The sequence below is a fragment of the uncultured Bradyrhizobium sp. genome, assembly GCF_947648125.1.
Taxonomy (GTDB): domain Bacteria; phylum Pseudomonadota; class Alphaproteobacteria; order Rhizobiales; family Xanthobacteraceae; genus Bradyrhizobium.
The window spans coordinates 14,471-40,533 of sequence record NZ_CANSMR010000034.1 but is presented as its reverse complement, the minus strand read 5'-3'; the positions used below and the strand labels follow the sequence as shown (position 1 = coordinate 40,533).

The window sequence follows — 26,063 nt, the reverse complement described above, 5'->3', positions numbered from 1 at the left end:
GTTCCGATTTCATCGGAACGGAAAAGGCCCTGGAGCGGGGTATTGGGCCACAGGCCCTCTCGAACGGAGCTAGCGCATTGGTTCGGTTCGAAAATGTCGGTCTGCGCTACGGGCTCGGCCCGGAGATTTTGCGCGACCTCTCCTTCATGATCCCGGCGCATTCGTTCCAGTTCCTCACCGGGCCGTCCGGCGCCGGCAAGACCTCGCTGCTGCGGCTGCTGTTCCTGTCGCTGCGGCCGACCCGCGGGCTGGTCAATCTGTTCGGCAAGGACGTCTCCCTGCTGAGCAAGGACCAGGTCGCCGACCTGCGCAAGCGGATCGGCATCGTGCTGCAGGATTTCCGTCTGCTCGACCACATGACGACCTATGAGAACGTCGCGCTGCCGTTCCGCGTGATGGGCCGCGAGGAGTCGACCTATCGCCGCGAGGTGATCGACCTCTTGAAATGGGTCGGCCTCGGCGAGCGCATGGATGCGCTGCCGCCGATCCTGTCGGGCGGCGAGAAGCAGCGCGCAGCGATCGCGCGCGCGGTGATCTCGCGGCCGCAATTGCTGCTGGCGGACGAGCCGACCGGCAGCGTCGATCCGACGCTCGGGCGCCGCCTGTTGCGGCTGTTCATCGAGCTCAACAAATCGGGCACCGCGGTTATCATCGCGACCCACGACATTACATTGATGGATCAATACGAGGCGCGGCGGCTGGTGCTGCATCAGGGACGGCTGCACATCTATGAGTAGGAGCGGCGACGAGAAAGTGTCGTTGGTCGATCTCGGGCGCGAACGCCCGCAGGTCCCGGCCACCGCGCGCAACATGTCGCCGATCGTGCCGCGCGCCTCGATTTCCGGCCGCGCGCTGGTCGCAGTGGTCGCGATCATGACCTTCCTGGCCTCGCTGACCACAGGCACCGTGCTGCTGGTCAGCGCATCGGCGGCCGAGTGGCAATCGGAAGTGTCGAGCGAGATCACCATCCAGGTGCGCCCCTCGCCGGGGCGCGACCTTGACCGCGATGCGCAGGCCGCGGTGGAGGCGATGCGGGCGCAGTCCGGCATTCTCGAGGTGCGTCCGTTCAGCAAGGAGGAATCCGCCAAGCTGCTGGAGCCGTGGCTCGGCAGCGGGCTCTCGATCGACGAGTTGCCGGTGCCGCGCGTGATCGTGGCGCGGGTGCAGCCCGGCACCACGCTCGATCTCGCCGCGTTGCGCGCGCGGGTGACGCAGGCGGCGCCGACCGCGAGCGTCGACGATCACCGCGCCTGGATCGAGCGCATGCGTTCGATGACCGGCGCCACGGTGTTTGCCGGGGTCGGCATCCTGATCCTCGTGATCATCGCCACCATCATCTCGGTGTCGTTCGCGACCCGCGGCGCGATGGCGTCCAACCGTCCGATCGTCGAGGTGCTGCATTTCGTCGGCGCCGGTGACAGCTTCATTGCCAACCGCTTCCTGCGGCATTTCCTCCGGCTCGGCCTCGAGGGCGGGCTGATCGGCGGCGGCGCGGCGATGCTGGCGTTCGGCTTCTCCGAGTCGATCGCCAACTGGTTCTCCGGCACGCCGGTGGGCGACCAGTTCGCGGCGCTGCTCGGCACGTTCTCGCTGCGTCCGTCGGGTTACCTCGTCCTAGCGTTGCAGGCGGTGCTGATCGCGGCGATCACCGCATGGGCGTCGCGGCGCACCCTGTTCGCCACGCTCGACGACATCGACTGACGGCCCGCAGCGTCGCAATCATGGGGCCGGTTTCGTGATCGCGTTTCGCCGCCAGAGTGTGATTTCGCGAGCATCCGCGCGGCCCTGGCCAGGCAAAACCGGTTTCCACTTTTGCGGATCATGCTCTAAAATCCCCAAGGGGAAGGATATCCGCATCACATGAGTTTGCAGCCCGACGATACGTCGCCGAAAGGCCATGCCGCGCAGGCGCGCGGCTGGCTGCGCGTCGTCATCGTCGTGCCGCTGGCGCTTGCCTTCGTTGCCGCCGCGGTCGGCTTCATCGGCTTCCTGTCGCAATTGCGCGGCGTCGAGACCGATCCGCCGCATAATGCCGACGGCATCGTGGTGCTGACCGGCGGCTCGTCGCGGGTATCCGACGCGATGGAGCTGTTGGCCGCGGGCTACGGCAAGCGCCTGTTGATCTCCGGCGTGCATCCGACCAACGACGCCAGCGACATTTCGCGCTCGGTGCCGGACAGCCAGGGGCTGATGCGGTGCTGCGTCGATCTCGACCGCTCGGCGGTCAACACCCGCAGCAATGCGGCGGAGACCCGGCGCTGGGCGCACGAGCGCGGCTTCAAGTCGCTGATCGTGGTGACCTCGAATTACCACATGCCGCGGGCGATCGTGGAACTGTCACATGCGATGCCGGATATCACGCTGATCCCGTTCGCGGTCGTCGGCGACAAATGGCGCGACGAGCCGTGGTGGACGAGTGGCGGAACGTTCCGTCTCTTGCTATCGGAGTACGCCAAATACGTCGCCGCGGAGATGCGGGTGCGGCTGGCCGATATCGGCCTCGACCTGACCTCGGATCTCGCCGAGCAGCCGGCAGCTACGCCACGCCGCCCGGCAACGGCGCAGGCGGACAGGGACTAGCATGATCCTGAAAAATGCGGAGCGGCTTTCCTTCGCGACGAACGCAGCACGCGTTTGTGCGGAGATCATGCTCAAACAAGGACTGAAATGATCTTCCTGCGCTCGCTGATCTTCAACGTGCTGTTCTATCTGGTGCTGGTGCTGCTCTGCATCGTCGCGCTGCCGGCGCTACTGCTGCCGCGCGGCGTGATGATGGCGATCGAGGCCGCGTGGGCCAACACCAGCCTGTTCCTGATGCGCGTGATCTGCAACATCCGGATCGAGTTCCGCGGCGTCGAGAACATTCCGACGGGGCCGCTGATCGTCGCCTCCAAGCACCAGTCGTTCTGGGAGACGTTCGCGTTGGTGCGCTTCTTCGAGCATCCGCTGTTCATCCTCAAGCGCGAGCTGATGATGATCCCGGTGTTCGGCTGGTACCTGAAGAAGGTCGGCATGATCTCGGTCGAGCGCGGCGGCGGCCCGCGCTCGCTGATCAAGACGCTGAAGCGTGCGGCGGCCGAGGTGAAGCTCGGCCGGCAACTCGTGATCTTTCCGGAAGGCACCCGCACGGCGCCCGGCGCTGCGCCGAACTACAAGGCCGGCGTCGCGCAGATTTACGCCGAGAGCGGCGTGCCGTGCCTGCCGATCGCGCTCAATTCCGGGCTGTTCTGGCCGCGCCGCACCTTCATGCGCTATCCCGGCACGCTGGTGGTCGAATTCCTCGATCCATTGCCGCCGGGCCTGCCGCGCGACGAGTTCATGAGCCGCCTGCGCGAGGCGATCGAAACCGCCACCACCCGCATCGTCGACGCCGGCCGCGCCGAACAGGCGAAATTGTTCAGCGGCGTGCCGGGGGCGGCGAAGGTGTAGACGGAGAGTTACCGCATCACGAACGGATTGGCCGGCACGTCGGTCGCGGTCGATATCCAGACGCTCTTGGTCTCCTGATATTCGCGCACCGCGTCGATGCCGCTTTCGCGGCCGACGCCGGAGAACTTCATGCCGCCGAACGGCATCATGTAGCTGATGGCGCGGTAGGTGTTGACCCACACGGTGCCGGCGCGGAGCTGCTTCGGAACGCGGATGGCGCGCGCGAGATCCTTGGTCCAGATGCCGGCGGCAAGGCCGTAAATCGTGTCGTTGGCGATGCGGATGGCGTCTTCCTCGGTGTCGAAGGAGATGATCGACAGCACCGGGCCGAACACCTCCTCGCGGGCGATCCGCATGGTGTTGTCGACGTCGGTGAAGATGGTCGGCTCGACGAACTGGCCGCCCTTGATGCCGTCGCCTGTGGCCGGCTTGCCGCCGAGCAGGCAGCGCGCGCCTTCGGCTTTCGCGATATCGATGTAGTCGAGCACTTTCTTGTACTGCGCCGGCGTCGTGATCGGACCGACATTGGTGTCGGCTTGCATGGGATCGCCGATCTTGGCGGATTTCGCCAGCTCCAGCACGCGCGCGACGAACTTCTCCTTGATCGAGCTCTGCACCAGCAGGCGCGAACCGGCGATGCAGGTCTGGCCGGTGGCAGCGAAGATGCCGGAGATCGCGCCGGCCGCAGCCGCCGTGAGGTCGGCATCCTCGAACACGATGTTGGGCGACTTGCCGCCGAGCTCGAGCGAGACCCGCTTCAGGCTCTTGGCCGCGGTCTCGTAGACTTTTGCGCCCGTGGTATCCGATCCGGTGAAGGTGATTTTCGCGACGCCGGGATGGGCGATCAGCGCGGAGCCTGCCTCCGGCCCGAAGCCGGTCACCACGTTGAAGATGCCGTCGGGAATGCCGGCCTCTTTCGTCAGTGCCGCGAATTCCAGCGTGCTGGCCGAAGTGAATTCCGAGGGCTTGACGACCACGGCGCAACCGGCTGCCAGCGCGGCGGCGCATTTCCAGGCGACGAACAGCAGCGGCGAATTCCACGCGGTCAGCGCCGCGACGACGCCGACCGGCTCATGCGTCGTGTAGGCAAAGGTATCCGCCTTGTCGATCGGCACCAAGCCGCCCTCGAGCTTGTCGACGAGGCCGCCGAAATACCACCACCACTCCGGATGGTAGCGGAGCTGGCCCAGCATCTCGGCCATCAGCTTGCCGTTGTCGCGCACCTCGATCTCGGCGAGGCGCTCCGCGTTGGCTGCGACGAGATCGCCGAGCTTGCGCATCACCTTGCCGCGCGCGGAGGCCGTCATCTTCGCCCACGGGCCGCGCCACATCGCCTCATTGGCGGCCTTCACCGCTTTGTCGGCATCGGCGGCCGTGCCGCGCGGGATCTTGGCCCAGGCCTCACCGCGATAGGGATCGATCGTATCGAACCACTCGCCATTGGCGGGGTCGACATACTGGCCGTTGATGTAGAGCTGATAGGTCTTCATGAGATCCTCCCGCAAGGCGATGGGTCTGCTTGACGAGACGGTATCACGCATTGCGCCGCACCGTCATAACGCAACCGCGGGAATGGGTTGCAGGCAGTGTGGGCCGGCATCACCCGTGCGGCGCGGCCAGCTCGGCTGCAATGATGGCGCCGAGCGCCATGTCGCTCTGCTGCCCAAAGCCGTGATGCACGATGTTGCCGTCGCGGCCGATCAGGATGCTGGTCGGGGTTCCCTGCATGCCGTAGCGCTGCATGGTGACCGGGATCGGCGTGCCATCGCCGGCTTCGTCGACGCCGATCGGGAAGGTCAGCCGGTATTCGTGGATGAAGGCTTCCAACGCGACGTCCGTCATCGCCGCGTGGTGCTCGAACACGGTGTGCAGCCCGATCACCTGCAGGTCCGAATGCTTGAACAGCTCGAACGCGCGCTGCGTCTGCGGCGTGCCGTGGCTGACGCAGCCGGGACACAACATCTGGAACGCGTGCAGCAGAACCGGGCGGCCGCGCAGCGCGGCCAGCGTCAGGGGCTCGCCGCTGTTGAACCAGCGGGACACAGCGATTTCTGGTGCTGGAGTCACAGCCTGGTTCCTTGCGCCTGTCACGTTGCGGCAGGTTGGCAAGATCGGCGCGGGCCTGTCAACGGCGGGCGAAGCATGATCCGGAAAAATGCGAAGCGGTTTTCCCTCGCGACAAACGCAGACCGCACGTTTGCGCGGAGATCATGCTCAAACAGGAAGCTAAGGCGCGATGACGCTTCAACCTGATCGCATCGCACTTTCGGACGTGTACTCATAAATCCGGGACGTCCGCTTTTAGAGGTGAAGCGGACAGGTGGGCCCCGGCTGCGGAGATGCCTTCTTGTGACCCAAACCGGACTTCCTTCTCAATGCAGCTAGCCGCAATCAGTCCCTCGCGGTTTGAGTGTGAATAAGCTTCGAACATTGACCCCTCTATCGTTCGTGGGATCAATTCTTTAACGCGCAGATCGGCCTTGAGACCCCGCGTCGATCACCGTAGAGTTGAAGACCTTCAAACCAGCGACGAGTTGCGAGCTCAGCGTAGGGAAATTGCTCGCGTCGAAAACTGAGAATAGCTCTTCCTATTGGCCCCTTGAATGGGTGACATCATCATGAGCATGGGTTTAGACCGCAAACCGCAGGTACGCCGGACGACGCCGCCGTCGGAAAGTGTCGTTGCGAGCTGGTACGAGAACGCCAGTTTACTCGACAGCTACAGCATTGACTTGAGTGCATCGGAACAGTCGAGCATGCGCGAGCTGGCGAGGCGGACACTCGTCAATCCACCCGCGTGGCAAAAGGCGTTGATCGCGCTGCGCGACGCCATGGTTACGCCCTTTGGCATCAAAACCTCCGATACGGTCAGGACGTCCCCAGACAGCCATGAACGGGTGGACTTCTTCCCGGTGCACTGGGAGGGCAAGGACGAAATTGTGCTCGGTACGGATGATCGACACCTGGACTTCCGGCTATCTCTGCTCCGACGCCATTCTCCAACAGGCACGTTGCTCATCGCGACAACCGTTGTGCATACCCACAATGCCTTGGGCTTCACCTATCTCAACGCGATCAGGCCCTTTCATCATCTCGTGGTCAGGGCCAACCTGGCACGCTGTGCATAAACACAACTGCAGTAGAATCGCGGACTTCGCTACTCCGCACACGCGTTGCGGATTCGTGAGTGCACGGCCCAGTCAAGTTGCGCGTGCCGCTGCCCGGCGTGCGCGCCGCGCGGCGCGGCGCCGCTGGGTCCAGAGCCTGGCGCGGTCGAGATAGAGATAGACCACCGGCGTGGTGTAGAGCGTCAGGATCTGGCTCAGGATCAGCCCGCCGAAGATCGCGATGCCGAGCGGCTGGCGCAGCTCGCTGCCTTCGCCGAGGCCGATCATCAGCGGCACCGCGCCGAACAAAGCGGCGAGCGTCGTCATCATGATCGGGCGGAAGCGCATCAGGCAGGCCTGGTAGATCGCATCGCGCGACGACAGTCCGCGCTGGCGCTCGGCATCGAGCGCGAAGTCGATCATCATGATCGCGTTCTTCTTCACGATGCCGACCAGGAGGATCACCCCGATCATGCCGATGATGTCGAAATCGGTGTGCGACAGCATCAGCGCCGCCACCGCGCCGACGCCGGCCGACGGCAAAGTGGAGAGGATGGTCAGCGGGTGGATGTAACTCTCGTAGAGCATGCCGAGCGAGATGTAGATCGTCGCGAGTGCTGCGAGAATCAAAAACAGCTCGTTCGCCAGCGCCTGCTGGAAGATCTTTGCGGAGCCGGCGAACCCGCCGGAAATGCCCGCCGGCATGCCGAGCGCGTGCATCGCGCTCTCGATCGTGGTGGTCGCGGTGCTGAGCGAGACGCCGGGCGGCAGGTTGAACGAGATGGTGCTGGCGACCAGCAGATCCTGGTGGTTGACCGCAAGCGGCGTCTCGCCATGCTCGAAGCGGGCGACGCTCGACAGCGGGATCATCGTCTCGGCGCTGGTCGAGACCGCGGTCCCGGTCGATGCGACGCCCTTGCCGGTGGCGCCGATCGAGTTGGTGGCCTGATTGCGCACCACATTGGCGGCGACCGAACTGATCGAGCTCTTCTGCGACGACGAGGCCACCGTTCCGGCCACCGCATTGGTGCTCTGCGTGCCGGTCGCCGATCCGCCCGAGGTCGAGATATAGACCTCCTTCAGGGTCTGCGGGTCCTGCGAGAAGCGCGGCGCGACCTCCATGATCACGTGATACTGGTTGCGCGCGACGAAGATGGTCGAGACCTGGCGCTGCCCGAACGCGTCATAGAGCGTGTTGTCGAGCTGGCTGACGCTGATCCCGAGCCGCGAGGCGGCATCGCGATCGATGACCAGATTGGCTTGCAGCGCCTTGTTCTGTTGGTCGGTGTTGACGTCGGCGAGCGTCGGCTCCTTCTGCAGCGCCGCGACGAGCTTGGGCGTCCACTCGTTCAGCTCCTCGAAGGTCGAGCCCTTCAGCGTGTATTGATAGGCCGCATTGCCCGAGCGCCCGCCGGCGCCGAGATCGCCGATCGATTGCAGGAACAGGGTGGCGCCCGCCACCTTAGCCAGCGGATCACGCAGCCGCTCGATCACCTTGTCGGCGCGCAGCTTGCGTTCGTTCATCGGCTTCAGCGAGGCGAACACGGTGCCGGTGTTGGTGCCGCCCGGGCCGACGCCGCCGCCGCCGGTGAAGCCGACCGCGGTATCGACCGCCGGATCCGATTTCACGATGTCGATGAATTGCGTCAGCTTCTGCTGCATCAGCTGGAACGAGGTGCTCTGGTCGGCCTGGATCGAGCCGATCAGCAGCCCGGTGTCCTGCTGCGGGACGAAGCCCTTGGGCACCACCGTGTAGAGATGGACGTTCAGATAGAGCGTGCAGCCGAGGATCAGCATCACCAGCAGCGGATGGCGCAGCGCGAGGCCGAGCGTCGCGCGGTAGCCACTCAGCATCAGCTCGAAGACGCGCTCGTTGATCCGGTAAATCCAGCCGTGCGGCTGGCCTTCCTCCTTGCGCAGCAGCACCGCGCACATCATCGGCGTCGTCGTTAGCGAGACCACCAGCGAGATCACGATCGCGATCGTGATCGTCATGGCGAATTCGCGGAACAGGCGGCCGACCAGTCCGCCCATCAGCAGGATCGGCACGAACACCGCGATCAGCGACACGCTCATCGACAGCACGGTGAAGCCGACCTCGCGGGTGCCGACCAGCGTCGCCTCCAACCGCGACATCCCGGCATCCATGTGGCGCGCAATGTTCTCCAGCACGACGATGGCGTCGTCGACCACGAAGCCGGTCGCCACCGTCAGCGCCATCAGCGAGAAGATGTCGAGCGTGTAGCCGAGCAAATACATCACGGCGAAGGTCGCGATCAGCGACACGCCGACCGCGACCACAGGCACCAGCGTGGCGCGCGCATTGCGCAGGAAGGCGAACACCACCAGGATCACCAGCGCGACCGCGATCAGGAGCGTGATCTCGACGTCGTGCAGCGAGGCCCGGATCGTCTTCGAGCGGTCCATCGCCAGCGTGATGTCGATCGCGGGCGAGACCGAGGCCCTGAGCTGCGGCATCAGCCCCTTCACGCTGTCGACCATCTTGATGATGTTGGCGCCCGACTGCCGGTACACGATCATCACGACGGCCGGCTTGCCGTTGGAAAGGCCGAGCGTGCGCACATTCTCCACGGAGTCGATGACGTCGCCGACATCGGTCAGGCGCACCGCCGCGCCGTTGCGGTAGGCGACGACCAGCGGCTTGTAGTCGGCCGCCTTGCGGGCCTGGTCGTTGGCATAAATCTGGTAGCGCTGGTCGCCGACGTCGATGCCGCCCTTCGGGCTGTGTGCGTTGGCGCTCGAGAGCGCGGCGCGGACGTCCTCGAGTCCGATGCCGTATTTGTAGAGCGCCGGCGGGATCAGCTCGACGCGCACCGCGGGCAGCGAGCCGCCGCCCACCGAGACCTCGCCGACGCCCTCGACCTGCGACAGCTTTTGCGCCAGCACGGTCGAGGCGGCGTCATAGAGCTCGGCCGGCGTCAGCGTGTCCGAGGTCAGGGTGTAGATCAGGATCGGCGCCGAGGCCGGGTTGAACTTGCGGTAGGTGGGGTTGGCGCGGAGGTTGGTCGGCAGGTCGGCGCGCGCCGCGTTGATCGCCGCCTGCACGTCGCGCGCGGCGCCGTTGATGTCGCGGTCGATGTCGAATTGCAGCGTGATGCGGGCGGAGCCGAGCGAGGACGTCGACGTCATTTCGGTGACGCTGGCGATCTGGCCGAGGTGGCGCTCCAGCGGGCTCGCCACGGTGGAGGCGACATCGGCCGGGCTGGCGCCGGGCAGGGTCGCCTGCACCATGATGGTCGGGATGTCGACGTCGGGCAGCGGCGACACCGGCAGCTTGAAGAACGCAATGATGCCCGCCACCACCAGTCCAAGAGACAGCAGCGTGGTGCCGACCGGCCGGCGGATGAAGGGGGCGGAAAGGTTCATTGCATCAGTGTCGATGTTCGCGGATGAGCTTCTATCCGTCTGCGCCGCGATGCAAAAGCCTAAATGTCACAGGCCGCTGTCATACACCCGCCGCGATTTGTCGGATGGCAACAGACGCCCGACGATGGCCGTATTCTCGATCGCATCGTTCTCGACCACGCGGGCACGGATTACTTCGCCGCATTCTGGCTGGCGCCGACGAAGTAGAAATCCTCGCTTCCTGGCACCGAACCGTAGCTGAAGGGCTGTTGGCGCCGATCCGTCGCCGCCATGACATCGTCGCGCACCAGGTCGAACAGCTTGCGGAGCTCGATCCGCGGGGTCTGCATGCGCTTGATCAGGGCCGTCACGAACGGGCTGTGCCCGCCGTCGCCGTCGAGCGCGACCTGGCCGTGCTTGGCGGCGTAGACGACCAGCGTGCCGCTGTCGGGTTCGACCTGGGCCAGTCCCCTGCCGATCGAGCGTGACGCGACGGTGCGCTTGATCTGGTTGGCAAACGGATTGTCGCGGCAGGCATCGAGAATGACGAGATGCAGCTTGCGCGCCCCTTCGGTGGCACCCATCACCTGGGTCAGGGCGACGGCCTCGAACGATACGTCGCGGTCGGTGGCGAGTTTGGCGTCGACCGGCACCAGATAGTTCTCGCCCGCCATCTCCATGCCGTGCCCGGCATAGTAGATTACGGCCCAGTCGGCGCCGTCGGCGGCGTTGGCGAATGATTTGAGGGCTTCGACCAGGCTGTCCCGCGTGGCATCGGTGACGAGGCGGACATCCTGAAAGCCGACCGCGCGCAGCGTGTCGGCAATCGCCGCGGCGTCCTGGCCGGGGTTCGGCAGGGCCGGGACGGAGCGGTATTTCGAGTTGCCCACAACGAGGGCGATGCGCCGTTCGGTCGTTGTCGCCTTTGGGCCCGCGCCGAGCGGCGCGACCGGAACGGCCGCGGCGAGCACGGGCGCGGGATTGGCCGCGCCAGGCTTGGCTGCGCCGTGATCCGCGCCGACGCTCTTGTCCGTTGTGGCGACCTGATCCAGCCGGCGCAAACCGTCCCTGGCGACGCGCTGGCCCTGCGTGCGGTCGAGCTGATCGAGGCCGACGACGTCGAGCGCGTGCCGGAAGTCGGCGCGCGCGCCTTCGATATCGCCCTTCTTCTCGTCGGCGAGGCCCCGCCGCGCGTAATTCAGCGCGCCCTGCGCGTTCAGTTGCGTGGCGTGGTCGTAGTCGCGCATCGCCTGGTCGAGCTCGCCTTTGCTGGCGAGCGTCAGGCCGCGCAGCGAGTAGAACTCGGCTTGCCCATCCTGGATGCCGATCGCGCGCTCGATATCGCGCGCGGCATTGTCGAGATCGCCGGCGCTGATCTCGACCACGGCCCGGCAATAATAGGGGCCGGCTGCGCGCGGCGCGAGCTTGATCGCATCCTGGCAATGCAGGGCCGCGAGCCGGTCCTTGCCGCTGAAATCATAGACCAGCGCGCGATTGACATAGGCGTACCAGGAGTTGGGATCGAGCTCGATGGACTTGCCGTAATCGGCCAGCGCGCGATCATAGTCCCCGGTGGCGACGAACAGCTCGGCGCGATTGTTGAACCAGCCGGCGCTGAACGGACCGGTGGGCTTGAGCCAGATCGCCTGATCGAAGTCGCTCAGCGCGCGGTCGTAGTCCTGGTTCTGCAGATAGACCTTCGCCCGCTGGCCATAGGAGGGCGCAAACGACGGATTGTTCGCGATCGATTGATCATAGTCCGCCCTGGCTTTTGCCAGATCGCCCTTGTTATGCCAGGCGAGCGCCCGGTTGTAATAGGTGATCGAAAGGTCGCGCCCTCTTGGATTGGCCGCGATCAGGCGGGTGCAGGCGGGGATCGCGAGCTCCGGGTGCGGCTCCTTGGCGTCGCACGCCGCGCCATCCTCTCTCAAACCGGCATGAGATGGTGAGTTCAGCAGCAACAGCAGGCCGATTGCGGCGAGCTTGGGCAATGAGGGGCGCATTCCGGTCATTCCATTCCAGCGACCGGAAATTGAGACCACAATATTGTTCGCGCCGTGGCAAAATTCCGCGAACCGGTTCCTCAATGTATGTGATCGACGCCAATGGCGCGGCCGCACTCAGGCCGGATCAGGTCCGCCCGCCGCGCGCGCATCCCGATGCAGCGTCGTGCCCGCGTCATGCAGCATCGCCGCAAGCTGATGCAGCGGCGCATCACGAAAGCCCTGCTTCTCGATCGCCACGACGGTCGAGAGCACATAGTCGCGGTTGTTGCCGGAGCGGCCATGGCCCTGCTGCACCAGGCGCAGCTGCTCGGAGAGCGACAGCCGCCCGGCATATTGCACATGGCCGCGATCCACCACATAGGCCAGCGCGGAGACGCGATCGCGCGCCGCATTCTCCAGCCATACCGAGCGCATCACCTCGCGATAGACGTTGGTGGTCTGCTCGCGCGCCCGCAAATAGGCGATGGTGTCGTGGCGCAGGCGGGCGGCGACGCGGAACGCGATGCCGCGGCAGGCGCCGCCGCGGTCGAGCCCGAGTACCAAGCCCGGCTTCTCCGGCGTGCCGCGGTGGTCGAACGAATAGACGCAGAGCGCGCGATGCTCGCCGATCAGCCGCGCCGGCACCTGCTCCAGGAACTCGAAGCCCGGCTTCCACATCAGCGAGCCGTAGCCGAACACCCAGAGGTCGCCGTCGGTTTCGGAATCGGGAGGATTTGCTGACATCGCGCAGATGGGCTAGCAGAACAGGCCGTCGAAGCGAAGCAGATTCCGTGATGTTTCCAAGGGTTACCTAAGGGTTACGCAAAGGTTGCGCGAGGGTTGCGCAACAGGTGCGTCGGGGTTGCCCGTGGATTGCTGCCGCTTCGATTTTGACAAATTCGACCGCCAAAGGACGCCGCATGTCCGATTTGACCTCCACCCCCCGCCGTCGCTCGCGCTTCGGCCTCTATGCTGTCCCTGTCGTGGTCCTGATCGCTGCGGTGCTGTGGAGCGGCTTCTGGTTCTTCGCCGCCTCGCAAGTCGGGGTGCAGGCCGACGCCTGGCGCGCGCAGGAGGCGACGGCCGGCCGGGTCTATGACTGCGACAAGCGCTCGGTGGCGGGTTACCCGTTCCGGCTCGAAATCCGCTGCGAGCAGCCCAGCGTGATGCTGGTGTCGCAGACCGCCTCGCCGCAAATGTCGTTCGTGGCGCGGCTGGTCGAGATCCTGGTCGTGGCGCAGATCTATGATCCCAAGCTCGTGATCGCAGAGTTCAAGGGCCCGGCCACGCTCGCCGAGCGCAACGCGCAGCCGACGCTGTCGGTGAACTGGAGCCTTGGACGCTCTAGCGTGGTCGGCCTGCCGGCGGTGCCGCAGCGCGCTTCGCTGGTGTTCGACAATCTCGCCATCGATCGCACCGGCGGTCCCGCGCCGATGCCAGTCGCGCGCGTCAATCACATCGAGCTGCACGGCCGGCAGGTCGACGGCTCGGCCCCGGACAGTCCCGCGATCGAGACCGTGCTGCAGATTGCCGGCGGCACCCTGCAAGACGTGCATCCGCTGCTCACCCAGCCGTTCAACGCCGACATCCATGCGCGGCTGAACGGCCTGAAGGATTTCTCGCCGAAGCCGTGGCCCGATCGGTTCCGCGAGATCCAGGCGGCCGGCGGCAGCGTCGAGATCCAGCAGTCGCGGATCGAGCAGGGCGATGTGCTGTCGGTCGCGGCCGGCACGCTCCGCCTCAACGCGCAAGGGCGCATCGAGGGCGAACTGCAGATGACGGTCGCCGGCTTAGAGCGGGTCATCCCCGCGCTCGGCATCGACAAGATGCTGGAGGACGGCGTGCCGCAGGCGACGCTCGATCGCGTCGCCCCTGGCGTGAAGAGCCAGGACCTCAGCAATCTGTTCGGCGCGCTGGACCGCGCGATCCCCGGTCTCGGCAAGGTGATCAAGCAGAACGCCAATGCCGGCATTTCGGCCGGCATCAATTCGCTCGGCACGGAGGCGACGCTCGAAGGCAAGAAGGCGCGCAGCTTCCCGCTGCGCTTCGCCGACGGCGCGGTGTTTTTGGGCCCGCTGAAGGTCGCGCAGATTCCGCCGCTGTTCTGAGCGGTGTTTCGTAGGGTGGGTTAGGCGAAGCCGTAACCCGCCGAGCAAGCCAACCAAACATGGCGGATTACGCTACACTAATCCGCCCTAGGCACCTGCGCATCGTCAGGAATGCTCAAACGGGCCGACTTCGCGGATCACCTTGCAGATCTGCAGGAAGCCGCTGGCGTAGAATTCGGCATGTCCGCGCCGCATGGTTTCGACATGGTCCGGATGATGGCGCCAGGTCTCAAGCGCCTCCTCCGAGGCAAAGCGAAACAGCGTAATCTCCTCGCCATCCGCCGCCTTGAACGATTTCACCGAGAGGAATCCCGGAAGGCGGCTCACGATGTCGTACATGCGTTCGCCCAGCCGGTTGTATTCGTCGAGCGAGGCGCCATCCCGCAACTTCAGGTCACCGACCACAATCACTTCACCGATCATGTTGCTGTCCTTCGTTCATCGAATGTCCATGGCAGCCTGAAGCGGGCGCCGAACGACAATTCGGTCTCGCGACCGGTGTTGTTACACGTCCGCCTTTGATCGCCGCGGGCTGAGAGGCGGATTGTGCTGCGCAAAATCCACCCTCCGCACTGCGCGGACTCCTTAACTCCTCGCGCGCGATATCGCTGATCGCGGCAAACTATTCCCGCGGCCGCGATGAGAAAAACGTGACCGCAATATTGTGGGCTGCCGCGAATATCATTCCCCGAATACCGCTCTCTCTCGCCTGAGGAAACAACCTCGTGTGGAGGAAGCAATGCGAATTCTCGGGGGGATTCTGCTCGGCAGCATGCTGTTGTCGGCAGGTCCAGCGTTGGCGGACGACGATGCGTCGGAGCTGAAGGCGCTGAAGGCACGTCTAAGGCAGCTCGAACAGAAAATGGAAGTGCAGGCGCGCAAGGAGGAGGCGCTGGCGGCAAGACAGAGCGCAATGCAGAACACGCGGATGGCGGCCAAGGCGCCGGTGCCGTTCGATCCCTGCGCCTCGGGCAAGCTCTGCTACAAGGGCGTCACTTTCACCTTCGGCGGCTGGGTCGATCTCACCGGCATCTATCGGACCCGCAATCTCGCCTCCGACACCGGCTCGGTCTACGCCTTCATTCCGTTCCCCCAGAGCAAGAACTTCAACACCGGCGAGTCGCGCTTCTCGGCGCGGCAGACCCGCTTCTCGGTGCTTGCGGAGGCCGAAGTCTTCGCCAACACCCGTGTCGCCGGCTACGGCGAAATGGATTTCGAAGGCGCGGCGCAGACCGCGAACTCGGTCGCCACCAACTCGTTCAACCCGCGGCTACGGCAGGCCAGCGTCGAGGTCAGTCGCACCGATCTCGGTCTGCACGTCCTGGCCGGTCAGAGCTGGTCGTTGAATGCGCCGAGCAAGGCCGGCATCGATCCGCGCTCGGTCGACGCGCCCGGCGTGATCGATTTCGAATCGGTGCCCGGCTTCCTCGCGGCGCGGCAGCCCGGCATTCGCGTCTGGCAGGATATCGGTCCCGAATTCAAGCTCGCGGTCTCGGCGGAAAATCCGCAGACATCGTTCTTCGGCGGCAACGCGCCGCTGGTCGGTACGCCCGCGGCCGGCCCGCAGGGCGTGCTCAATCCGAACCTTCTGGTCAACCTCACCGGGCCGGGCGGCAGCTTCTTCAACAACGCCAACAATGTCAGCCTCAATCACGTGCCTGACTTCACCGTGAAGGGCGCGTGGGACCCGCGGCTCGGGCCCTACAAGCTGCATGTCGAGGGCTGGGCGATGTATCGCGACTTCTACGATCGCTTCAACTTCGCCAATCACGACGTCAATACGGTGAGCTTCGGCGGGCATTTCTCGGCGGAGATCGTGCCGAAGCTGCTGGAGCTGCAAGGCTCCGGGTCGCACGGCGCGCTCGGCCGCTTCACCGCGGCGCCGTTCCCGGATGCGACGGTGCGGCAGGACGGCTCGATCCAACCGCTCCCGATCACGGCGTTCCTGCTCGGCGCGGTCTGGCACACGACGCCGTCGCTCGATCTCTATGCCTATGCCGGCCTCGAGAAGACCAAGGCGACGTTCTCCAATGTCGGCACCGTGCCGTTCGGCTACGGCAATCCGCTCTACAACAATCTCGGCTGCAACATCGAGAACTCCCCGGCGGCGACCTGCAACGGCAACACCTCGGAAGTGCGGCAGTACACCGCCGGATTCTACGACACGATCTTCAAGGGCGACTACGGGGCGATCAAGGCCGGCATCCAGTACTCCTACAACCAGCGCTTCGCCTTCGCAGGTGTCGGCGGCGCGCCGAAGACCGACGACCACATCGTCATGACCCAGATCAGGTACTACCCGTTCTAGGGCGTCGGTTACCTCGCCCCGCGTGCGGGGAGAGGCATAGGCCGCCTTCGGCGGCCGTCCTTAAGAACGCCGAAGCAAAGCTTCGGCTACGTCGCATCGAAGATGCGATCCGGGTGAGGGGGAGTCTCCGCAGACGCTGCTATCTCCGAGTACGCGGAGACAGCCCCTCACCCCGACCCTCTAAGAGCAAGCTTCGCTTGTCTCGCCCCCGAGAGAACGGGGAGAGGGAGCGTAGAGCTGGAAAGGAATATGCAGATGAGGATCGTGAGCAGAAAGGAGAGGGCCGTGATCGCCCGCGAACTGATGATGGTCAGCCGCGCCGCGCATGTGCTGCAACGAACCGGTCTCGCGATGGCCGGCGCCATGGCCGGCACCTTCGTTGCGGCCCAGCTCGCGAAAGGGCACATCGCTTTCTTCGGTACACTCGCCTTCATCGCGACGGCGATCGTGATCGGCGCCGTCGGCTTTTATCTCGGCATCGATATTCCGAGGCCCGCCTTGCGCGCCACGGGGCGCATCGATGCCGTCGAGCTGTTGAGCGCGGGCGGCATCTTCCTCGCCGCGCTGTCGGCATTGGTGTCGGTCTACGGCATTGTGTTCGACGAGATTCCGCCGCGTGTCTGGGAGTTCGTGATCGGCTCGTGGTGGTTCGGCGGCGACGTCATGCTGGCAACCGCCGGCCTCGTCGGCCGCCAGCGGCTGACCCAGAAGGTTGCACCGATATCGGCGGCGGGGCCGATCCGGGATCAACGGTTGCGACGGTGAGCGTCGCCGCTGACCTGCTGCGCCTGGCGCGGAGCCGTTAGCTCCACCCATCCTGCGAGCTGGCTGGCCGCCTTGGTGTCCGCTTGGCGAGAGCCGATGCAAAAGGCCTGGCCAGCAGTCTCAGGCGTCCCGCTGGACCAACTCGAAGGTGATGCCCTCGGGACCCTCGAAGAGCCGGAGCTTTCGGCCGATGTAGTCCATCTCGTCGCTCAGCATGGTTACGCCATTGGCGGTCAGGTGCACGGTGGTCGCCTCAATGTCGTCGACGCGGAACGCGAGGTGATTGAAGCCGAGTTTTCGCAGGTTCGTCGGGTGCACGCCCGGATCGGTCCCTGGGGGTGGGTCGAACTGAAGCAGCTGGATCTCAAAATCCGCTCCTTCGAGTGCGAGGGTGATGTGCTGCGCTCTCATGGCCGGCATGCCCATGTACTGAGCGGGAACGCCGCCGTCGATGGTCGCAACGTGAGTCTTCTTGAAGCCAAGCAGTGCGAAGAATGCGATCGCCGGGCCAGCATCTGCCACTGCGATCGTCACATGATCCGGACTGAGCGCCATCTGGTCGCTCCCTGTCATGGGTGTCGTGTCAGCTTACAGCCCTTGGGTGCGGTTGGCACCCGGCTTTCTCTGCGCCCTCTGTTCGAAGAGCGGCGTGAAAGGGCAAAACATTTCGCGAGAATGCGGATGTTTGACTCACAGACCGTGCAATATACCCGCTGTCGTCCGTGCGAAAGCAGGGGCCCATAACCACGAATGCCAGTTGCCACGGCGATGCTGGGATGACGTGTCCCGTCAATAACTCGGGCCGCGGAGTATGGGTCCCTGCTTTCGCAGGGACGACGGAGAATATGCGGCCCCGGCCCGACTACTTCTTCAAATTCGCATGCGGGCGGCCGAAGTCGGGCGCAGCCGAATCCTGGCCGATCTCGACGATGCCGCGACGGATGGCGCGGGTGCGGGTGAAGTGATCGAACAGCGCTTCGCCATCGCCGCGCCGGATCGCGCGGGTGAGCTTCGACAGATCCTCGGTGAAGGTGCCGAGCATCTCGAGCACGGCGTCCTTGTTGGCAAGGAACACGTCGCGCCACATCGTCGGGTCCGACGCCGCGATGCGGGTGAAGTCGCGGAAGCCGCCGGCGGAGAACTTGATGACCTCGGATTCCGTCACCTGCGCCAGCTCGTCGGCGGTGCCGACGATGGTGTAGGCGATCAGATGCGGCAGATGGCTGGTGATCGCGAGCACGAGGTCATGATGATCCGGCGTCATGACCTCGACCTTGGCGCCGAGCGCGGCCCAGAATGCGCGCAGCCGGTCGGTCGCCGCGGGATCGGTGCCTTCGGGCGGCGTCAGGATGCACCAGCGGTTGATGAAGAGCTCGGCGAAGCCGGAATCCGGCCCCGAATGCTCGGTGCCGGCCACCGGATGCGCCGGCACGAAGTGCACGCCGCCAGGCAGATGCGGCGCCATGTCCTTGACGACGGCGCCCTTCACCGAGCCGACGTCGGAGATGATCGTGCCGGGCTTGAGATGGCTTGCAATCTCGGCCGCGACCGGACCGCAGGCGCCGACCGGGATGCAGAGGATGACGAGATCGGCATCCTTCACCGCCTCGATATTGGTCTCGACGACGCGATCGACGATGCCGAGTTCGGCGACGCGGGCGCGCGTCTTCGAAGAGCGCGCGGTGGTGACGATCTCGCCGACCAGGCCTTGCGCGCGCGCGCCGCGCGCGATCGAGCCGCCGATCAGGCCGAAGCCGATCAGGGCGATGCGGTTGAAGAGCGGAGCCGTGGTCACGTCGGTGTTCACTTTCCGGCCAGGAAGTCGCGCAGGCCCTCGACCACGAGGCGGTTGGCTTCCTCGGTGCCAATGGTCATGCGCAGCGCATGCGGCAGCTTGTAGTTGTTGAGCGCGCGCAGCACGAGGCCGCGCCGCGTGAGATAGGCATCGGCTTCCGCCGCGGTCTTGCCCTTGTCGGCCGGGAAGTGGATCAGCACGAAATTGGCGACGCTCGGCGTCACCTTGAGTCCGAGCTTGCCGATCTCCTCGGTCAGCCAGTTGCGCCACTGTTCGGTGTGCGCCCGCGACATCTGCACATGCGCAGTGTCCTCGATCGCCGCCACCGCGGCCAGCATCGCCGGCGTCGTGACGTTGAACGGCCCGCGGATTCGGTTGCAGGCATCGACGATATGCGCCGGGCCGAACATCCAGCCGACCCGCAGCGCGGCAAGGCCGTGGATCTTCGAGAAGGTGTGCGTCACCACCGTGTTGTCGGTCGTTGCGACCAGCTCGATGCCGAGCTCGTAGTCATTGCGCGAGACGTAGTCGGCATAGGCGGCGTCGAGCACCAGCAGCACATGCGAGGGGAGTTCGGCGCGCAGCCGCTTGACCTCGTCGAACGGGATGTAAGTGCCGGTCGGATTGTTCGGGTTGGCGAGCCAGACCAGCTTCGTGCGCGGCGTCACCACCTTGAGGATGGCGTCGACATCGGCCGTGAAGTTGGTCTCGGCCGCGATCACGTTCCTGGCGCCGTTCGCCATGGTGGCGATCGGGTAGACCAGGAAGCCATGGGTGGTCGAGATCGCCTCGTCGCCGGGGGCGAGATAGGTGTGCGCCAAGAGATTGAGGATCTCGTCGGAGCCGGCGCCGCAGATGATGCGGTCGGGATCGAGCCCATAGGCGCGGCCGATCGCCTCGCGCAGCACCCGCGAGGTGCCTTCCGGATAGTCCTCGAGATGGTCAGCCGCGCCCTTGTAGGCCGCGATCGCCTTCGGCGACGGACCGAATGGCGTCTCGTTGGCGGACAGCTTGAACACCTTGCGGCCCGGTTCCGGCACCGGGCTCTTGCCGGGCGTGTAGGGCGCAATATCGAGGATGCCGGGATTCGGCACGGGGCGGGACATCATCAACTCCGGATATACAGACGGCTAGCTCTTGGCCGATCCGTTAGAGGGCACCGTATAGCGCGTTGCGTGGCTGCCGACGAGGGCCGAAGAGCGCACCGAGGCGCCGGCCTCGATCAAGGCAAGCTTGATCTTCTCGAAATCGTGCCCGGTGACCGAGACCAGCAAGGCCGCGCCGTCGAACGCGGTGTCGGGGACCGCGACGATCTCGGCGAGCGGGGCCAGCGCCCTTGCGACATCGGCGTTCCAGCCGGAGACGCGCACGCTCCAGATCTGCACTTCGGTCACCATGGCGTCATCGGCGACCCGCGAGATCAGGAACACCGGCAGCGCGGCGGGATGGTCGGCGCGTTCGAGGAACGGCAGCCGCGCGATGATCTTCGGCGCACCATCGGCCTCGAGCGCACTCCACCACGGCGTGCGGCTCGCGATCGCGGAGACCAGCGCGAGGTCGCCCTTCGATTTCGCCACCGCGTCGACCGCGGCCTGGGCGCTGAAATGCGAGACGTAAGGCACCACGAAGCCGAAGTGAAACCGCGCCGAGTCGCGCATCGCGGACTCGCCCACGGAAACATCGGCATGCACCGCGAACGGCGCCTGCACGTAAGTGAAGGTCGAGATGATGACGCGCCAGATACTCTCGATGGTGTCGAGCGGCAGGATGCCGCGATGGCGCCGCACCAGCTCGCGCATCATGCTGGCTTCGCGCGCCGGGCGGAATGCCGAGCCGACCTCCTGGGTCTTCTTGACCTGGATCAGGCGGTCGATGATGTCGCCGCGCGCCATCAGCAGGCGGTGAACCTGCTCGTCGATCGCATCGATCTCCTTGCGCAGCTCCTGCAGCGAGGGCGGCGACGGGGGTGGGTTGGACATGCTCTCAAACCTTGTCGTCCGGGCGGCCCGATGCCGTGCCAGACAGGGTCCCTGATTAGGAAAGACGGGCAGCGAAAGCAAAGAGAAACGTCGCAGCCGTGCCTTGCGCATTCGGTTAACCATCGGGGCCCGGCAAGGGGGCGTTCGCTGGCCGCCTTGACGACGGGGGGCCCGAGGACTAGGTTCGCTCCACTCCGTGGTCATTTGAGCCGGCCGGCTTGCAGCCACGTTAAACAACTCGCTAAACAGGCCGGGGACAGATCAGCTCCCGGCCGAACCTTGTTCAGGCCGGGTTTTTTATGGCCTGATTTTCTGTTCGAGCCCTCCCGCGCGAGGGCAGGGTCGCCTAGATGAGCAACGTGCGTCCGATACCGAGCCCGCAAACCCCAAGCGATGATCGCGCCCATGAGGCCGATCACCCGTCGTCATTGGTCGCGAAGTTCGGCATGGATCAGCCGCTGAAGCTGGATTGCGGCGTCGATCTCGCGCCGTTCCAGATCGCCTATCAGACCTATGGCCAACTCAATGCTGACCGCTCCAATGCGATCCTGATCTGCCACGCGCTGACCGGCGATCAGCACGTCAACAATACCCATCCCGTCACCGGCAAGCCCGGCTGGTGGGACACCATGGTCGGCGCCGGCAAGCCGATCGATCCCGAAGAATACTTTATCATCTGCGCCAACGTGATCGGCGGCTGCATGGGCTCGACCGGGCCCGCGTCGCTGAACCCGGCGACCGGCAAGGTGTGGGGGCTCGATTTCCCGATCATCACGATCCCCGACATGGTGCGCGCGCAGGCGATGCTGATCGATCGCCTCGGGATTGCGACGCTGTTCTGCGTGGTCGGCGGCTCGATGGGCGGCATGCAGGTGCTGCAATGGACCGCGGCCTATCCCGAGCGCGTGTTCTCGACGCTCGCGATCGCCTGCTCGACGCGGCACTCGGCGCAGAACATCGCGTTCCACGAGCTCGGCCGCCAGGCGGTGATGGCCGATCCGGATTGGCGCGGCGGCCGCTATGTCGACGAGGACACCCATCCGCATCGCGGACTGGCGGTGGCGCGGATGGCCGCGCACATCACCTATCTGTCGGACGCCGCGCTGCACCGCAAGTTCGGACGGCGGATGCAGGATCGCGAGCTGCCGACCTTCTCGTTCGATGCGGATTTCCAGGTCGAGAGCTATTTGCGCTACCAGGGCTCGTCCTTTGTCGAGCGCTTCGACGCCAACTCCTATCTCTATCTGACCCGCGCGATGGACTATTTCGACATCGCGGCCGATCACAATGGCGCGTTGGCGAATGCGTTCGCCGGCATCAAGACGCGGTTCTGCGTGGTGTCGTTCACCAGCGACTGGCTGTTTCCGACCTCGGAATCGCGCGCGCTGGTGCATGCGCTGAACGCGTCAAGCGCGCGGGTGTCGTTCGCCGAAATCGAGACCGATCGCGGCCATGACGCGTTCCTGCTCGACGTGCCGGAATTCCTCGAAATCTCCCGCGCCTTCCTGCAGGCCGCAGGCAAGGCGCGCGGACTGAAGGATAACGGCCAGTCATGAGCATGCAGCAGACACTGCCCTTGCCGGGCGTCGCGCCGGAGCGGACCGGCGGCTATCGTACCGATCACTTGCTGGTCGCCGACATGGTGCGGCCCGGCTCGCGCGTGCTCGACGTCGGCTGCGGCGACGGCGAGCTGTTGCAGCTCCTGGAGAGCCGCGGCATCGACGGCCGCGGCATCGAATTGTCGCGCGAGGGCGTCAATGGCTGCGTCGCCAAGGGCCTCGCGGTGGTGCAGGGCGACGCCGACACCGACCTCGTCAATTATCCCGATGACGCCTTCGACTATGTGATCCTGTCGCAGACCCTGCAGGCGACGCGGCAGCCCAAGGTGGTGCTGGAGAACCTGCTGCGGATCGGTCAGCGCGCCATCGTCTCGTTCCCGAATTTCGGGTTCTGGAAGATGCGGCTGCAGCTCCTGATCGGCGGCCACATGCCGCGGACGGAGAATCTGCCGGCGAGCTGGTACGACACCTCCAACATCCATTTCTGCACCATCAAGGATTTCGTGCAGCTCTGCGAGGAGATCAACGTCAAGATGGAGCGTGCGGTGGCGCTCGATCTCTACGGCCGCCCGGTGCCGCTCAATCTCCCCTGGTGGGTGTGGAACATGTTCGGCGAGCAGGGCGTGTTCCTCCTCAGCCGGGGTGGCAAGGCGAAGTAATCAATGCGCGGCGCGCACGGTCCCGTTGCATCGCGCCGGATACTCGCCGTCTAGCTTTTCAGATCGCCATTGCCGTGCGACAATGCAGTTGGCTGCCCCAGGGACGATGCAAATCAAACACGGGCTGACGGCGGTCGATACAGGCTGACGCCGAACGGTCAATTGCTGGGGAAGGTAATGCGAACAGGTTTCTCGATTGCGCTCGCTGTCGTAGCGGCAGTGTCCGCAGCCGTCTGGGCTGTCGGTATTATCGAACCCGCTGGACATCAGCATCATCTCGCGCGATCGCAAGGCGCCTGCGACCCGAACGCGTCCGAACATGCTGCGGGTCACGCGTCCAATCTGGCGCGCCATCGCGAGCATGCCGCGGCACTCGAACTTGTGGCCTTGTGCTCGGAGACCGATGTCGCCGTGAAGTCGGGTGACTGGAGCGCCCCCGCCACCTGGGCTGAAGGCAAGCCGCCCGCCGCCGGCGCAAGGGTCCGCATTCCATTCGGAGTGACCGTCAAGGTCGATCAGGACGTTCCTGCCAAGATCGACCGGATTCGCGTCGATGGAGCCCTGGTCTGGAGCACCGATCATGCAGCCTCCGTCAATGCCGGGACGATTGTCGTCACGCCTGAAGGGGCGCTCGAGATAGGGACCGAAGATCATCCTGTGCCGAAGTCCGTCGTCGCAAAGCTGACCTTCGCCGCGCGAACGTTCCGAGACCGAAAGCATGATCCGTTCGACATGGCGGGCGGGCTGATTTCGATGGGCGCCATCCGGATTCACGGCGCCGAAAAGACCGCCTGGAAGATACCGCAGAGCCAGCTCCTGTCCGGAGCGAGAGAATTCAAGTTCGATCAGCCGCCGTCGAACTGGGCCGTCGGGGATGAATTGATCGTGCCCGGGACCAGCGACACGAGCAATGAGGACGAGACGCTGACCATTGCCAGCGTCGATGGCGACCAGATCCGGCTCGATCGGCCGCTCAGATATGCGCATCTGACGCCGGACGGCAGCTCCGTTCCGATGGGCAACCTCACGAGGAACGTCCGTATTGCCTCCGAGGCTGCTGCGCCCTTATCGGCGCGCGGCCATATCACGTTCCTGCATCAGCAGACCGGTGTGAACATCGACGGCGCCGAGTTCCGGGATCTCGGCCGTACCGACGCGAAGCGGGCCCAGACCGCACCCGATCTCGACGAGACCGGAAAACTGGTCCCCGGATCGGACGGCAACACTGTCGGTCGGTACGCGCTTCATTTCCACGTCGTCTCGGGCGCGCGACGCGATATTCCGCCTCACGTGGTGCGCAACAGCGTCGTGTGGGGAAGTCCGAAGCATGGCATCGTCAACCATGGCGGTCATCTCCTGGCAGAAAACAATGTGACATTCGCGATCGCTGGCTCGCATTTCTTTGCGGAGAACGGCACGGAGATCGGATCATTTCGCGGGAATCTTGCCGTCCGATCGACCGGATCAGGCGATGATCTCGTCAGCCGAATGGGGATCTTCGACAATGGTCATCAGGGGCACGGCTTCTGGATGCAAAGCGCCGGCGTCCGGGTAACGGACAATTGGGCTTTTGGACACGCCGCGGGTGCGTATGTCGTGTTCGGTTATGCGTTTGCGGAAGGAGGCAACAACCGCACCTATTTCGATGCGCGCAACACCGACAATCGCGTCAACGCCGATGCGCAAGGGCGCATTTCGACATCGGACGTCGATTTGTACTTCGCACGCAACCACGCCGCCGGTTCGACCGACGGGGTCGAGATCTGGAATCACAAGCTGCTTGCGCCGCATCCTTCCCAGAGCCTCATCGAGGATATCACGGTTTGGAATGTCAGCCGGCACGCACTCTTCATCCCCTATGTCCGGGACACGCTGATCCGCAATGTCCACGCCTATGGCGGCGAACATCACATGGATACCGATTTTGCGATCGGTGGAAATTCCCAGACCGAGAACATTACCTTCCAGAATGTGACGGCCGAGCGGTTTCCCACCGGACTGCTGCTGCCCCGGCGCGGTATCAATACCGTCGATGGCGCGTTCCTCCGCAACCCAACAAACATCATGATCGAATCGGCGAATCGTCCGTTCCGCATGGTTGCGCTCAGGAATATTCACGCTCTATCCGAGGGAGCGACAACGATCCTCGATCTGAAGGATATGGCCGTGCCGGCGAACGGCGACGTCGCCATGCTCTTCGAGAACGACCGGATTTTCTGGAGCGATGTCGCCGGCAAGACTTTCCGGCTGTATTTCGGATCGCAGAACGAAAACTTCGTCCCCTTTGCGGACAACGGGCCACCTGATCTCAAGGGGCTGACCAGCGGGGAAATCAAGGAGCGGTTTGGCGTCGCGTTTGGCGGCCAGCTGGCGCCGGTCGATGCGAAGCCGCTGCCGGGCAGCAACGCGACAATGGCGTTGGTCGATGCGGACGATCTGGCGCCGACGTCGAAGGAATTGGAGTTTGCGCAAAATCCCTCGAACGAGCTCTATCCTTTGGCGGGACAGCATATCGTCAACACGGAGGACCAGGCCGCAAAAAGCCGCTGGACGTTCGCAGGCGTGGCTTCCGGTTCCGAGCCCCCGAACTTTGTCTTCGTCAAGAAGACCAGCCCAAAGCTGATCGTGCATCCCTTGCTGCGCAAGCTGGTCATTCACCCTGACGACGTGCGCTACGGCTATCGGCTGGAGGGAATCGTCGCCGATATCGTCGACAACCGCATCACCAAGATGGCGTTCATCCAGGACTTCCCGGCATTACAGCCCGACGGGCAAGGCCATATCGCGCTCGATGTGAAGTTTCCCGATCCGGCCGGGGACATGACATCGCTGCCGTTGTCGCTCACCGTGACAAAACAGGCGGTCAGGCGTGGCAGGAACTACGAATACTACAAGCAGGCGCAGTATTGCGGGAAGTGCAATTTCGAACAGGAGATGGAAAGGGACATCCGCGCCACGTTCGCTCAGGCGGCAGGCGGCGAATGATATCGGCGGGCGCGAGCG

At 64.8% G+C, this 26,063-nt stretch carries 21 protein-coding genes, 1 pseudogene and 1 riboswitch; of the genes and pseudogenes, 12 read left to right on the top strand and 10 right to left on the bottom strand.

Annotated elements, in window-relative coordinates; all coding sequences use genetic code 11:
• The first annotated feature begins 77 nt into the window (after positions 1-77).
• From ftsE to Q0030_RS35235, 4 genes are all read left to right on the top strand, one after another.
• The gene (ftsE, locus tag Q0030_RS35250) at positions 78-737 is read left to right on the top strand and encodes a cell division ATP-binding protein FtsE (protein WP_021079468.1); all 660 of its coding nucleotides are present in this window, start codon (positions 78-80) and stop codon (positions 735-737) included.
• Complete coding sequence (locus tag Q0030_RS35245) at positions 730-1,701, top strand: ABC transporter permease (RefSeq protein ID WP_298378056.1); 972 nt, start codon at positions 730-732, stop codon at positions 1,699-1,701. Before ftsE ends, Q0030_RS35245 begins: the two co-directional genes overlap by 8 nt.
• A gap of 159 nt (positions 1,702-1,860) precedes the next feature.
• Positions 1,861-2,580: a YdcF family protein gene (locus Q0030_RS35240; RefSeq protein WP_298378053.1), complete on the top strand. Its 720-nt coding sequence runs from the start codon at positions 1,861-1,863 to the stop codon at positions 2,578-2,580.
• Between the two features lie 87 nt (positions 2,581-2,667).
• On the top strand, positions 2,668-3,429 hold the full coding sequence (locus Q0030_RS35235) for a lysophospholipid acyltransferase family protein (protein WP_298378050.1): 762 nt from the start codon (positions 2,668-2,670) through the stop codon (positions 3,427-3,429).
• 8 nt (positions 3,430-3,437) lie between these two features.
• On the opposite strand, the gene Q0030_RS35230 is transcribed toward Q0030_RS35235, so the two are convergent.
• Positions 3,438-4,919 carry an aldehyde dehydrogenase gene (locus Q0030_RS35230; protein WP_298378047.1) on the bottom strand — a complete coding sequence of 494 codons (1,482 nt, stop codon included), beginning with the start codon at positions 4,917-4,919 and terminating at the stop codon, positions 3,438-3,440.
• 109 nt (positions 4,920-5,028) lie between these two features.
• Positions 5,029-5,496 carry a TlpA disulfide reductase family protein gene (locus Q0030_RS35225; RefSeq protein ID WP_298378044.1) on the bottom strand — a complete coding sequence of 156 codons (468 nt, stop codon included), beginning with the start codon at positions 5,494-5,496 and terminating at the stop codon, positions 5,029-5,031.
• A gap of 536 nt (positions 5,497-6,032) precedes the next feature.
• Here Q0030_RS35225 and Q0030_RS35220 point away from each other — a divergent pair.
• Positions 6,033-6,557 (top strand): DUF2867 domain-containing protein, encoded by a 525-nt coding sequence (locus Q0030_RS35220; RefSeq protein WP_298378042.1) that lies wholly within the window; start codon positions 6,033-6,035, stop codon positions 6,555-6,557.
• Positions 6,558-6,629: 72 nt separating this feature from the next.
• On the opposite strand, the gene Q0030_RS35215 is transcribed toward Q0030_RS35220, so the two are convergent.
• The 3 genes from Q0030_RS35215 to Q0030_RS35205 all read right to left on the bottom strand — a co-directional run bounded on the left by Q0030_RS35215 (position 6,630) and on the right by Q0030_RS35205 (position 12,631).
• Positions 6,630-9,923 (bottom strand): efflux RND transporter permease subunit, encoded by a 3,294-nt coding sequence (locus Q0030_RS35215; protein ID WP_298378040.1) that lies wholly within the window; start codon positions 9,921-9,923, stop codon positions 6,630-6,632.
• Positions 9,924-10,093: 170 nt separating this feature from the next.
• Positions 10,094-11,905, bottom strand: coding sequence for a caspase family protein (locus Q0030_RS35210; RefSeq protein ID WP_298378038.1), 1,812 nt, complete (start codon positions 11,903-11,905; stop codon positions 10,094-10,096).
• 117 nt (positions 11,906-12,022) lie between these two features.
• Positions 12,023-12,631 (bottom strand): gamma-glutamylcyclotransferase, encoded by a 609-nt coding sequence (locus tag Q0030_RS35205; RefSeq protein ID WP_298378036.1) that lies wholly within the window; start codon positions 12,629-12,631, stop codon positions 12,023-12,025.
• Positions 12,632-12,807: 176 nt separating this feature from the next.
• Here Q0030_RS35205 and Q0030_RS35200 point away from each other — a divergent pair, with 176 nt between their 5' ends.
• Positions 12,808-13,995, top strand: a complete 1,188-nt coding sequence (locus Q0030_RS35200; RefSeq protein ID WP_298378033.1) for a DUF2125 domain-containing protein — start codon at positions 12,808-12,810, stop codon at positions 13,993-13,995.
• Between the two features lie 105 nt (positions 13,996-14,100).
• Here the strand turns inward: Q0030_RS35200 and Q0030_RS35195 are convergent, their stop codons facing one another.
• Positions 14,101-14,418 (bottom strand): antibiotic biosynthesis monooxygenase, encoded by a 318-nt coding sequence (locus Q0030_RS35195; RefSeq protein ID WP_298378030.1) that lies wholly within the window; start codon positions 14,416-14,418, stop codon positions 14,101-14,103.
• Positions 14,419-14,734: 316 nt separating this feature from the next.
• Here Q0030_RS35195 and Q0030_RS35190 point away from each other — a divergent pair, with 316 nt between their 5' ends.
• Together Q0030_RS35190 and Q0030_RS35185 are read left to right on the top strand one after the other, a co-directional pair.
• Positions 14,735-16,303 (top strand): hypothetical protein, encoded by a 1,569-nt coding sequence (locus Q0030_RS35190; RefSeq protein WP_298378027.1) that lies wholly within the window; start codon positions 14,735-14,737, stop codon positions 16,301-16,303.
• A 285-nt stretch (positions 16,304-16,588) separates the two neighbouring features.
• The gene (locus Q0030_RS35185) at positions 16,589-17,068 is read left to right on the top strand and encodes a hypothetical protein (protein WP_298378024.1); all 480 of its coding nucleotides are present in this window, start codon (positions 16,589-16,591) and stop codon (positions 17,066-17,068) included.
• Between the two features lie 120 nt (positions 17,069-17,188).
• Here the strand turns inward: Q0030_RS35185 and Q0030_RS35180 are convergent, their stop codons facing one another.
• The 4 genes from Q0030_RS35180 to Q0030_RS35165 all read right to left on the bottom strand — a co-directional run bounded on the left by Q0030_RS35180 (position 17,189) and on the right by Q0030_RS35165 (position 20,842).
• The gene (locus Q0030_RS35180; protein ID WP_298378022.1) at positions 17,189-17,623 is read right to left on the bottom strand and encodes a VOC family protein; all 435 of its coding nucleotides are present in this window, start codon (positions 17,621-17,623) and stop codon (positions 17,189-17,191) included.
• Positions 17,624-17,930: 307 nt separating this feature from the next.
• Positions 17,931-18,863, bottom strand: coding sequence for a prephenate/arogenate dehydrogenase family protein (locus Q0030_RS35175; protein WP_298378019.1), 933 nt, complete (start codon positions 18,861-18,863; stop codon positions 17,931-17,933).
• Between the two features lie 8 nt (positions 18,864-18,871).
• Positions 18,872-19,969 carry a histidinol-phosphate transaminase gene (gene hisC, locus Q0030_RS35170; protein WP_298378015.1) on the bottom strand — a complete coding sequence of 366 codons (1,098 nt, stop codon included), beginning with the start codon at positions 19,967-19,969 and terminating at the stop codon, positions 18,872-18,874.
• 24 nt (positions 19,970-19,993) lie between these two features.
• Complete coding sequence (locus Q0030_RS35165; RefSeq protein WP_298378012.1) at positions 19,994-20,842, bottom strand: chorismate mutase; 849 nt, start codon at positions 20,840-20,842, stop codon at positions 19,994-19,996.
• A gap of 186 nt (positions 20,843-21,028) precedes the next feature.
• Positions 21,029-21,108: riboswitch (SAM riboswitch) on the top strand.
• 84 nt (positions 21,109-21,192) lie between these two features.
• On the opposite strand from Q0030_RS35165, the gene Q0030_RS35160 reads away from it, so the two are divergent.
• The 4 genes and pseudogenes from Q0030_RS35160 to Q0030_RS35145 all read left to right on the top strand — a co-directional run bounded on the left by Q0030_RS35160 (position 21,193) and on the right by Q0030_RS35145 (position 26,045).
• Positions 21,193-22,398 carry a homoserine O-acetyltransferase gene (locus tag Q0030_RS35160; protein WP_298378009.1) on the top strand — a complete coding sequence of 402 codons (1,206 nt, stop codon included), beginning with the start codon at positions 21,193-21,195 and terminating at the stop codon, positions 22,396-22,398.
• On the top strand, positions 22,395-23,060 hold the full coding sequence (gene metW, locus Q0030_RS35155) for a methionine biosynthesis protein MetW (RefSeq protein WP_097673922.1): 666 nt from the start codon (positions 22,395-22,397) through the stop codon (positions 23,058-23,060). Before Q0030_RS35160 ends, metW begins: the two co-directional genes overlap by 4 nt.
• A 177-nt stretch (positions 23,061-23,237) precedes the next feature.
• Positions 23,238-23,795, top strand: a pseudogene (locus Q0030_RS40640) (G8 domain-containing protein); the annotation flags it as partial.
• A 279-nt stretch (positions 23,796-24,074) separates the two neighbouring features.
• Positions 24,075-26,045: a hypothetical protein gene (locus tag Q0030_RS35145; protein WP_298378000.1), complete on the top strand. Its 1,971-nt coding sequence runs from the start codon at positions 24,075-24,077 to the stop codon at positions 26,043-26,045.
• Positions 26,046-26,063 lie beyond the last annotated feature (18 nt).

Excerpts from the sequence above, each read along its gene's own strand:
- Q0030_RS35245 (WP_298378056.1), top strand. The coding sequence starts at position 730 with ATGAGTAGGAGCGGCGACGAGAAAGTGTCGTTGGTCGATCTCGGGCGC.
- Q0030_RS35240 (WP_298378053.1), top strand. The coding sequence starts at position 1,861 with ATGAGTTTGCAGCCCGACGATACGTCGCCGAAAGGCCATGCCGCGCAG.
- Q0030_RS35235 (WP_298378050.1), top strand. The coding sequence starts at position 2,668 with ATGATCTTCCTGCGCTCGCTGATCTTCAACGTGCTGTTCTATCTGGTG.
- Q0030_RS35230 (WP_298378047.1), bottom strand. The coding sequence starts at position 4,919 with ATGAAGACCTATCAGCTCTACATCAACGGCCAGTATGTCGACCCCGCC.
- Q0030_RS35220 (WP_298378042.1), top strand. The coding sequence starts at position 6,033 with ATGGGTGACATCATCATGAGCATGGGTTTAGACCGCAAACCGCAGGTA.
- Q0030_RS35215 (WP_298378040.1), bottom strand. The coding sequence starts at position 9,923 with ATGAACCTTTCCGCCCCCTTCATCCGCCGGCCGGTCGGCACCACGCTG.
- Q0030_RS35210 (WP_298378038.1), bottom strand. The coding sequence starts at position 11,905 with ATGCGCCCCTCATTGCCCAAGCTCGCCGCAATCGGCCTGCTGTTGCTG.
- Q0030_RS35205 (WP_298378036.1), bottom strand. The coding sequence starts at position 12,631 with ATGTCAGCAAATCCTCCCGATTCCGAAACCGACGGCGACCTCTGGGTG.
- Q0030_RS35200 (WP_298378033.1), top strand. The coding sequence starts at position 12,808 with ATGTCCGATTTGACCTCCACCCCCCGCCGTCGCTCGCGCTTCGGCCTC.
- Q0030_RS35195 (WP_298378030.1), bottom strand. The coding sequence starts at position 14,418 with ATGATCGGTGAAGTGATTGTGGTCGGTGACCTGAAGTTGCGGGATGGC.
- Q0030_RS35190 (WP_298378027.1), top strand. The coding sequence starts at position 14,735 with ATGCGAATTCTCGGGGGGATTCTGCTCGGCAGCATGCTGTTGTCGGCA.
- Q0030_RS35180 (WP_298378022.1), bottom strand. The coding sequence starts at position 17,623 with ATGGCGCTCAGTCCGGATCATGTGACGATCGCAGTGGCAGATGCTGGC.
- hisC (WP_298378015.1), bottom strand. The coding sequence starts at position 19,969 with ATGTCCCGCCCCGTGCCGAATCCCGGCATCCTCGATATTGCGCCCTAC.
- Q0030_RS35165 (WP_298378012.1), bottom strand. The coding sequence starts at position 20,842 with ATGTCCAACCCACCCCCGTCGCCGCCCTCGCTGCAGGAGCTGCGCAAG.
- Q0030_RS35160 (WP_298378009.1), top strand. The coding sequence starts at position 21,193 with ATGAGCAACGTGCGTCCGATACCGAGCCCGCAAACCCCAAGCGATGAT.
- metW (WP_097673922.1), top strand. The coding sequence starts at position 22,395 with ATGAGCATGCAGCAGACACTGCCCTTGCCGGGCGTCGCGCCGGAGCGG.
- Q0030_RS35145 (WP_298378000.1), top strand. The coding sequence starts at position 24,075 with ATGGGCAACCTCACGAGGAACGTCCGTATTGCCTCCGAGGCTGCTGCG.